Here is a 10,115-nt window from a genome sequence, read left to right as displayed (position 1 = left end):
ATTGGAATTATTTTCGATTGAGGTTCTTGCAAAAATAGTATAATTTTCTTTTCAATTCTCCCCCCAAATTTGGGGGGAGTTAGAGGGGGGTTGATTTTATTAGAGTTATCTCAACCCCCTCCTAACCTCCTCCAAGCTTGGGGGAGGAATAATATAGTTTTGCAAGAGGCTCGTTTGTTTTATTTTCGCTGGATCAAATCCGAAACAATGATGCGGTTCCGTCCTTCTTTCTTGGCTTGGTACAGCGCTCGGTCCGCTTCCTCGATAAGATCGGCGGGAGAGGAATCGACGCCGGGAATTACGGAAGCCGCACCCAGGCTAATGGTCAGGAAACTTCCCGTCTCAGTATACTTTTGTTCGATGCGAAGAGTTTCCGCTTCGCGCCGCATGGCTTCGGCGACGAATCCGGCGCTTTGGGCGTCGGTGTTCACGAGAACGATGATAAATTCCTCGCCGCCATAACGGGCGGCCAGATCGCCGGGACGCTTCACGATGCGTTGAATCGCGCCTGCAATTTTCCTTAAGCAATCGTCCCCGGCCTGGTGTCCGAAAGCGTCGTTGTATTCCTTAAAGAAATCGATGTCGGCCATTATTAAGGAAATGGGAATATATTCCCGCATAGAACGTCTCCACTCCCTTTCGTAATGCTCTTCGAAGCGCCGACGGTTGGCAATGCCCGTCAATCCGTCCAGGAAGGAAAGGCGTTCGAGTTCTTCGTTGGCTTTTTCCAATTCCAAACTTTGCTGGAGGAGTTGGGCGGTGCGTTTTTCCACTTCCGTCTGCAATTCCCGCCGTTGCTTTTCCACGGAAAGAATGCGCAGATTATGCCAAAAGGCCAGCGAGAGTAAAATCGCGGCGAGCACCCATCCCCGGAAAACCATAGTAGCCCAAAAGGGGGGAGATATGCGAATGGGAATCGAAACGCCGTCATTGTTCCAAACGCCGTCGTTATTGGAGCCTTTAACCTGGAAAACGTAATCGCCGGGGGCAAGCGTGGTATAGCGGGCGATTCGTTTCGTCCCGCAAAAAATCCAGTCCTCTTCGATGCCATGCATCCGGTAAGCGTATTGGTTCTGGCTGGAGCGCGTGAAGTTCAAAGCGGCGAATTCGAAGGCGATGAAATTTTGATTGTATCTCAAGCGCAATTGGCCATCTTCCTGCAGCTTTTTTTCTAAAGGATAGGATTCCTCTTTTACTTTGCATGATGTGATGACGATAGGGGGAATGTAGGGATTATCTTTGATTTGGCCGGGGCGAATGCGGTTGAATCCATTATATCCGCCGAAATAAAGCGAACCGTCTTTTCCTTTGCAGCAAGTCGATGGCGTAAAGGACAAGCCTTGAAGACCGTCGTTCATGTCGAAATTTCGAAAATCGTCAAGAGCTGGATCGAAGCGAGAGATGCCGTAATTGGTGCTGATCCAGAGATGTCCGAACTCGTCTTCCAGAATTCCTTTAATCCGGTTGTCAGGCAGGCCGTCATCCGTCGTATACCGCTCGAAATCCTCCATACTGCCCGACGGCAGTCGATTTAAACCTCCCATAGTCCCGATCCATAGGTCTCCATTGCGGTCTTCCATTATCGACATGACTTGATTGTTGCAAAGCGAAGCGGGATTTTGCGGATCGTTTTTATAAACAATGAAACGATCTTGTTCCCTGTCGTATCGATTCAATCCATCGGCGTCTGTGCCAATCCAAAGGTTGCGACGGCTGTCTTCGAATATACGACGTACGAAAACGCCGCTTAAACTATAGGGATCAGTGGGATTAGGCGCATAGTTGCGAAAGGAATCCGTTTTAGGATCATAAACGCAAACGCCGTCGCCTTCCGTCCCGATCCAAATCTGACCCGTATAATCCTCGCAAAAGGCGCGGAAAAAACCTACATGAATGCCATCTTTACAACCTCGATCCTCCGGAAAGCGGTAAAATTTTCCCGTCTGGGGATCGAAACGGTTGAGAAATCCTTTCCAGTTGCCTGCCCAGAGAAATCCATTTCGATCCCATAAAATCGAAATCACAATGTCATTGCCAAGGCTATCGGATGCGTTGGGATCGTAACGATAATTTTTAAATGAATGCGTATCCGGATCGAATCGATCAAGTCCGCCGCCGTTGGTTCCTACCCAAATCTTGCCGTAAGGATCGGGGCAAAGGGCATAAACGCGATTCTCGCTTAAACTATTGGCGTTTTGAGGATTATGCTGAATCAGTTCGAACCGTTGTTGATTGGGATCGTAACGGCAGAGTCCCGCATCGACGGTTCCAATCCAAAACGCTCCCGCCGAGTCGATGTAAATTGTTTTAATCGAATTGCTGCTCAGGCTCCCCTTCGCGCCGGGATTGCTTGTAATGACTTGGAAATCGCCGGTTTCGGGATGATAGATTCTAATTCCTTGTTGAAATGTTCCAATCCATAGATGTCCCGCATCGTCCTCATAAAGTGATGTAACAATGGCTCCGGCGCCTTCCGCTTTTATTAAATTTTCCGGATTGGAAAGATAATGCTCATACGTCCCCGTTTTGGGATCGAAGCGGAATAATCCAAAACCCCAAGTTCCAAACCATAGGAAACCGTTCCGGTCGCAAAGAAGGGAGATGATGTCCGGGAAGGGATCGATGCCGAGAGGAGACTCGGCGCGGACCAAGGTTTTCGTTTCCGGATCGAAACGGCTCACCCCCCTGTTTTTCAACATTCCCGCCCAAAGTTCGCCGGAAGAATCGAAGCATAGGCTGGTTACGGTATTTTCGCGCGAGGCGCTGGATAGAGAGGAAACGGAACCGTAATGGGTAAAAGATTGGCTTTGGGGGTCGAAATGGTTTAATCCCCCATATTCGGTTCCTATCCATAAATAACCGTTTTTGTCTTCAAGGATAACCGTAATCGAATTGTCGCTGAGCGTCGTCTCCTTATTGGGATGGTGAAAATAATGTATGAATCCGCCGGATAAGGGATTGTATCGGTTAAGTCCTCTTTTCGTCCCTATCCATAGGACGCCGTTTGAGTCTTTATATAGGCATACTACGCCGTTGTCCGATAAGGAATCTGGTTTTTGGGGATCATGACGAAAAACCGTGAATTGATAACCGTCGAAACGATTGAGTCCATAATCGGTTCCAAACCACATAAATCCGCGATCGTCTTGTACGATCGCGCTAACTAAATAATCGGATAGTCCATCCTCCATAGATAGATGATCGAAAGCCATCGGATCGGGAAGTGAACGCTGACCGTCGGAAAAAGCGTTGGAAAAGGGATATAGAAGAAGGATAGAAGAAAAAAGAATAGAATAAGCGTTAACGCCGCAATCGTTTTTTAGGGAAAGGATATAATGTATTTCCTTGAATAATTTCATATTCCGCCAGCCGTGGAAGCCACTCAAATCGATTATAAAGCGCACAATGATCGGCGCTTTTATTATAGCGATGAAAGAGGGAATGGCTACACGCCATCTCGGATTTTACGTTGAACGTTTTTTTATTTTATTATGTTTATCCGAAGGAGAAAAAAAGTCATCATCCCAGCTTTGAAAGGCTATTTTAAAATGCCCCTTTAAAGGGGCAAACGAAAATAACCCGCCGTTTCAACGGCGGGGCGGCAGGTCTTTTCTTCCTGCAATCTCCGAGAGCCTTTCCTCGGTAGGGGGCTCCTTAATAAACCTGCCAATCGTCGACCGGCGTGGGAAGGACTTTGTCGAGAAAGGCGCGCCGGAGATCGATGAAGGTCTCGATCGTTTTGCAGGAATCCGTAATCTGCTTTCGTCGGTCATCCCGCTTTTGGCCGATCTGCTTTTCCAATTTATCCAAATCTTCCAATAAAAAACTGCGCATTTCGCCGATCTTGGCGTAGAGCTTATCGGCGGCGAATGCGCGGCTCATCTCGATGCGCAGATTCTTGATATATTCTTCACGAAATTGCGCATCTTTTTGCAGGATGCCGGTGATGGGGCCAGGTTCTCTCGCCGCATGGGCGGCGCGTCCGTCCAGAGGAAAATTGAGCGGCATTTCCACGAACATGGAATTGGAATCGGTGTATCCCCACACTTTATCGAGGTCCCAAGGGAAAATCCACCATTTCTTCGCGTCGGGATCAAGATACATCCAATGGTTGTTATGGAAGCCGTCCCAATTGCTGGTAAGTACCGAAGCGACGGTATACGCCATAAACTCGTCGACGGCCAGGTTATTTTCGATGGCGGCGCGCAATTCCAGCGGATCTCTGGGACGCATACTTTTCACTAAATCATTCATACTCGTTACGCCGCCTTCTAGATTGGTATGCTTTTCCCAATTGGGGCTGACGTAGTTGCGTTTATAAAGGTCGCCGTTGGGATTGAAGCCGTTCATTTCTAAAAAACGTTCATTGACTTGCTGAACTAAAAGTTGCTGGGTCTGTTCCGCGCCGCTGGATTGTTTGCCGTTAATGACGCGGAACCATTCCGCCCGCGGCGAAGGAACCCCCATTTCCCGGAAGAACCAATGCCCCATCCATTCGCGGAAGGAAGAACTGGGACCAGCGGTCGTATAAGCATTTGTCGTTTCGGGACTGATATTCAACGTGCGGTCGCCGCGAAATTCTTCTCCTTTCAAGAATTTCAACTTTTGACCGTTGCGGGAAGAGGTAACGATAGCGCCGTCGAAAACCAAAGGGTCTTTATCTCCCGCAGGAAGAATGACGGCGCCGCCGACGGAGCGGCTGATTTCCGGCAACGCAGTAGTCACCGGCTCGTAGAGCCATAATACTGGCAGATTGGAATCGATCTCGCCGTCGTAGACGAAATAGGATTCGAAAGGCCGGAGTTCGGCGACATGGGGCAGTTTGAGCAAACGGCCGTTCGTAAGCAGCAATTCGGCGTTGAAACGAATCAGAGTCTGGGAGGGATAGGGAGGAATGACGGCTTCATAAGTGGCCGATTGGAGAAGACCGGCGGCTTTTGTCATTGGCAGACTAGTTGATTCCACAGCGGTGGACGATTTCCTCCCTTCCAAAAGAAAAGCGGCGATGACGAAACTGTTGGCGTCTAAATTGTAATTTAAACCTACCAACGAAATGACATTCTTGCCTTTCTGGAGAAATCGCTGCGTATCGGTCAATTCCAAAACCGCCGGATCGTTAACGTCGTGGGAGCCTGTAGCCAGCGAATCGTACGCCGCAACGTCTGGAGCGTTCATGCGCGAGACTTCCACGCCATTGATATAGCAGACATAACCGCCGGTATAAAATACGTAGAGATAAACGCTTTCCAAAATTGTTGGATCCGTAAGGTTGAAATCCTGACGGACATATACTGTCGAGTATCGCCTCCTCATGTCGCTCAACCGCGTGCCGACCATATCGCCAATGCTGTATCCGTGGCCGCCGGGTCCTTGTTTCCAGGAGGAATCGTCAAAATCGGTCTGCGTCCATTCCAAACCCTCGGACGGCTCCAATTGGCGCCCCGTCCAATACCTCCAAATATCGTAACCTATGGCTAAAAAGGCTGGTTCATTTCCCCCGCCGGTGGATCGTTGCTCTGCAATTTCCCAGTGGATCGTAGCCGAATCGATCGTATCGGCGGCGTCGAAGCCGAAACGAACGGTTACGGCGTCCTTCGATGTGGGATGCCTGGGCGATACTTCATACGCGGTAATAACAGGCCGGGGAAGCGTTCCCGTGATAGAGTTGATCGTTCCCGGCGTTCCGTCGCCGAACAATGAGGCCCGCCAGGAATGGAAATCCTCGGAAGGCAAATCCCAGGCGATGCGCTCCAACGTCAGGCCGTAGCCGTCGGGAGTGCGCGGCCAGGGAAAAAAATCGGAATATTTAACACTGTCGACTCTCGTCCCATCGGACCGGGAAAGGGTTAGGCGTTCGCCCGAGTTGGAGAGTCTTCCTTCGTAAGGACCAAGAATTTGATAATTCTTCCCCTTCCAAGAGCTGTGCGTGGGAGAGCTGACGACGACGAGGTAGGAGTCGGCTAATAACTTAGTCTCGGCGGGAAAAACATAAGTTATTCCATTGGAAAAAACATAACCGGAGAGATCCACAGCGCTGGGACCGGGATTGTAGAGTTCGATGAATTCCCGCAACGATCCCGCTTCGTATTGGATATCCGTCGGATTATAGGCGATTTCATTGATGACGACATCCGAGTATGAATCGGTTGCAGCCATAAGCGCGATTAACAACAAAAATAGAAACTTGCGGATCATTCTAAGATTCTCCTTATGGAAAGAACAAAAGATAAACGCTTCCAATTTGTGAAGAATTAAAATGCGCCGGGCCATAAATCGTCCCAGCGCTAACGCCGTTCTAACAATTAGTACGTAATGGGAGGGAATTTGTTGCAAAAAACTATTCGAGTATTCTTTTCAAAGCTTAGGGGAGGTTAGGAGGGGTTGGCTTAAGTCCAATAAAATAAACCCATATCAACTCCCCCCGTTTGGGGGGAGAATTTGAAAGCGAACTTAATCAATTTTGCAAGAACATACACTGTTTTTAACTTATGGCCTATAGCCAATAATGGACAAGAAAAAGAAGAAACCAATGGCGATGACCAAATAAAACATCTTCTCGGCGATAAAACCAATAGAATCTCTCATCGTTATTCTCCTTTTTACATAATCACCTTATTATAAATGATTTATAATACTTATCTTCATATAATAAGAGGCTCTTGCAAAATGGATAAAGTCTACGCTTTAATTCTCCCCCCAAGTTTGGGGGGAGTTAGAGGGGGGGTAATTTTATTAGGTTTAAGGCAACCCCCTCCTTACCTCCCCCAGGCTTGGGAGAGGAATAATGGAATTTTGCAAGAGGCTCATAATTTAAGATTTTATTCTCCGAATATTGCAAGATGAATCTATCTTGCCCAAGTTAGTAATAATTGATTTTAGAATATCATGGAAGCAGATAATGTCAACTTTTTCTTTTTTCTTATTCATCGATGCGAATCGGTTGGAAAAAGAATGGATTTGAAAAATCGGCAATCTCTTCTCTACAATTACGTTATCTTGTGATAAAAGTAATATCTTTCTCTCCACTTTATCGTTGATAGCCGATTGCCGGCTGAGGAGGGTTCCATGAATAAAATTCGGCTCGTGGTAATTTCACTCCTATGCGGATGTTTCTCTTATTCTTACTTTACGATTCATTCTCAAGCGGAATCGGACGCCAAACCTATCGTCTGGCTGGAGGCGGAATGCTTCTCGGACTCGTATGGCGGATGGTCGATCGACGCCCAGTTCGCCGATGAAATGGGATCGCCCTATTTGTTAGCCGATGGCGTCGACGCGCCAGTGGAGGACGCCGCCGCGACGGCGAATATTCCTTCCGATGGCGAATATCGTTTATGGGCGCGCTGCAAGGATTGGCTGCCGCCGCATAGTCCAGGACAGTTCCAGATTCTCGTCAACGGAAAAACATCCAGTGTGGTTTTCGGCAAAGCGGTTAGTAATGAATGGCGTTGGGCAGATGGCGGCCTGATTCCTTTAAAAAAGGGAAATGCCTCCATCAAGCTGCATGATCTCACCGGTTGGTGGGGGCGTTGCGACGCCGTGGTTCTATCCGCCGCCAAGGATTTCAAGCCCTCGGACGATCCCGCTATTCTTATGCAGCAACGGCGCCGTTATTTTGAACCTATTGGCGATGTTTCTCCCAGAAAAGAAACCTATGACATAGTCGTCGTAGGCGGCGGACTGGCGGGAAGCGCCTCCGCCATCTCCGCCGCGCGGCATGGAGCGTCCGTGGCGCTTATTCAAGACCGGCCGGTTTTGGGGGGCAACGCATCTTCCGAAATCGACGTTCCGCCGGGAGGCGACAACTCGAAAGAGCCGTTCGATCCCATGGAGACCGGCATCATCGAAGAATTTTACGGCAAAACCGACCGGGGATTCGATCACGATTGGTCCGCCGCCATCCTGAAAGTCGTCGCAGGCGAGCCGAATATCGATCTTTACTTCGAAACCCGCGCCCTCAGCGTACAAATGAAGGATGAAAAGAACATCAAGAGCGTTATCGCCCTCGACATTAAGACAGGCCAACAGATGGTTTTTCCCGCAAAACTATTCATCGATTGCACTGGCGACGGCTGGATCGGCTTTTACGCGGGCGCCCAATTCCGCAAGGGGCAAGAAGCGCGCTCGGAATTCGCGGAATCTCTCGCTCCTGAAGAAGCCGATGAGAAAACGATGGGCAATACCCTCATGGTCGCTGAATTCGCCGAGGGGGAACCTTCCTCATTCCAAAATCCTGCATGGGCATACGAATGGAAATCGCTGGACGATTTTCAAAAAGATGGATTTCATTTCAACTTGGATGAAGCCAAATATCCCAGCAATTATTGGCAAGAAGCATCCTATAACTCCGCCGCCGATGCGCCAGGATTCTTTGGAACGGAATACGCCGTGAAGCAGCCGGAAAAAAACGCGGGGGACGTCGCCGTCATGCCGCTGCCGATCCCGCTGCCTCATTTTAATAATTTCGCAAAGGGAATGGGGTATTATCCCCGCACCGCCAACGGCGGATTCTTCGAATGGTGGGTGGAATATGGCGGCATGAAAAATACGATTGCGGACGCCGAAGAAATCCGGGACGAGCTGTTCCGCATCAATCTGGGGTTATGGAATTTCGTAAAAAATTATTCTCCCGAACACAAAGAGAAAAATAAGAACCGCAAGTTGACCTATATCAATTACGTCGCCGGAAAGCGCGAATCGCGGCGGCTGCTGGGCGACTATATTCTCACGCAATGGGATTACGAAAGCCGCATAGATCATCCCGATAACGTCGCCTATGGCGGCTGGGGCATCGATGTTCATCATTCCCACGGTTTTTGGACCGACGGCCCCATGTATTATTCCGCTTATCGAGACCGCAAGGTCAGTATTCCCTACCGTTGCCTTTATTCGCGCAATATCGACAACCTCTTCCTGGCGGGACGCGATATTTCCGTTTCCCATGTCGCTCTAGGCGGCGTGCGCGTCATGCGGACGACAAGCCTTATGGGGCAAGCCGTGGGAACAGCCGCCGCGTTGTGCGTCGAAAAAAGCATGACGCCCCGCCAGGCGGGAAAAGACGCCATCGGCGAGATTCAGCAGCGGTTATTGAAAGACGGCGCCTATATCATGGGCGTGAAGAACGAAGATTCCCGCGATCTGGCCTTGAAAGCCTCCGTCACGGCTTCCAGCGTCAAGACGATTCCCGATCCCGCTCAATCCGCCAAATTGGATACGCCGTTGATCCATGATTTGAATATGCCCCGCGCCGTCATGTTCAAAGCGCCATCGGATAAGATCGAACAAATATCGCTGCGTCTGATATCGAATAACGATTCCGCCGTCCCAATAACGCTCTGGCTGCGTTCCGCCGATGCATTCAAAGATTTCTCGTCCCAGAACGATTTGGCGAAAGCGGAAGCCATAATCGCACCCAAAAGCGATGACTGGGTAACATTCAAATTCGATTGCGCCGTGGAAAAAGGGCATTATTATTACGCTTTTCTCCTGCCAGCAGCAGGGTTGCAATGGCGCCTGTTTCCAGCGCTTGTCGATGGCGCCTGCCGCGCTTACGGCGGGCCGTCCTGGACCGTTCGCGACGAGTGCTACGTTTTCAGTTTGGCGCCTCAGCCTCCCGCCGACGATTTCAACATTCCCCAAATCGCACTCGCGCCGGAAAACGTCATCGACGGTTGGAACCGCGCCGTTCATGGAACGCCTCATTCGTGGGGGCCAAATCCTGCCGAAATGGAGCCGTGGATCGAACTGAACTTTGGAAAACCGATAACGTTCAATTCCGTTCATGTAACGTTTCAAAATATTCCGTTATCTTGCTCCCAATTTCGCATCGAAGCGGCGGATAAAGACGGTTGGAAGACTCTCACCGCCGTAAAGGATAATGAGAAACGACGATGTGTTTTTACTTTTGCTCCCGTTCAATCGGATCGACTTCGTTTAGTTTTGCAGGCCCCATCCATTGGCGATCCCAAAGACAGCGCCCAAGTGTGCGAAATCCGCGTTTATAATGAAGGGGCAAAGCAATAATCCGATGGATTATTTCGCCTTTCTTTAATCCTTAATATTACGCTATACTAAATAATTAGAGTGGATTTGAGCAGCTACGAATAATTCTTTTT

3 protein-coding genes are annotated in these 10,115 nt (G+C 49.3%); 1 reads left to right on the top strand and 2 read right to left on the bottom strand.

Translation table 11 applies throughout. From position 1 onward, the window contains the following. Nucleotides 1-179: 179 nt before the first annotated feature. Nucleotides 180-3,359, bottom strand: a complete 3,180-nt coding sequence (locus tag AB1656_00650; GenBank protein MEW6233869.1) for a two-component regulator propeller domain-containing protein — start codon at nt 3,357-3,359, stop codon at nt 180-182. Nucleotides 3,360-3,654: 295 nt separating this feature from the next. Beyond that, nucleotides 3,655-6,195 (bottom strand): CotH kinase family protein, encoded by a 2,541-nt coding sequence (locus AB1656_00645; protein MEW6233868.1) that lies wholly within the window; start codon nt 6,193-6,195, stop codon nt 3,655-3,657. Nucleotides 6,196-7,065: 870 nt separating this feature from the next. Here AB1656_00645 and AB1656_00640 point away from each other — a divergent pair. After that, nucleotides 7,066-10,023 (top strand): FAD-dependent oxidoreductase, encoded by a 2,958-nt coding sequence (locus tag AB1656_00640; protein ID MEW6233867.1) that lies wholly within the window; start codon nt 7,066-7,068, stop codon nt 10,021-10,023. The last annotated feature ends 92 nt before the right edge of the window (nt 10,024-10,115 follow it).

Source organism: Candidatus Omnitrophota bacterium (assembly GCA_040755155.1).
Taxonomy (GTDB): domain Bacteria; phylum Hinthialibacterota; class Hinthialibacteria; order Hinthialibacterales; family Hinthialibacteraceae; genus JBFMBP01.
The sequence above is the reverse complement of the archived record's forward strand: the minus strand, read 5'-3'. Positions and strand labels throughout refer to the sequence as shown.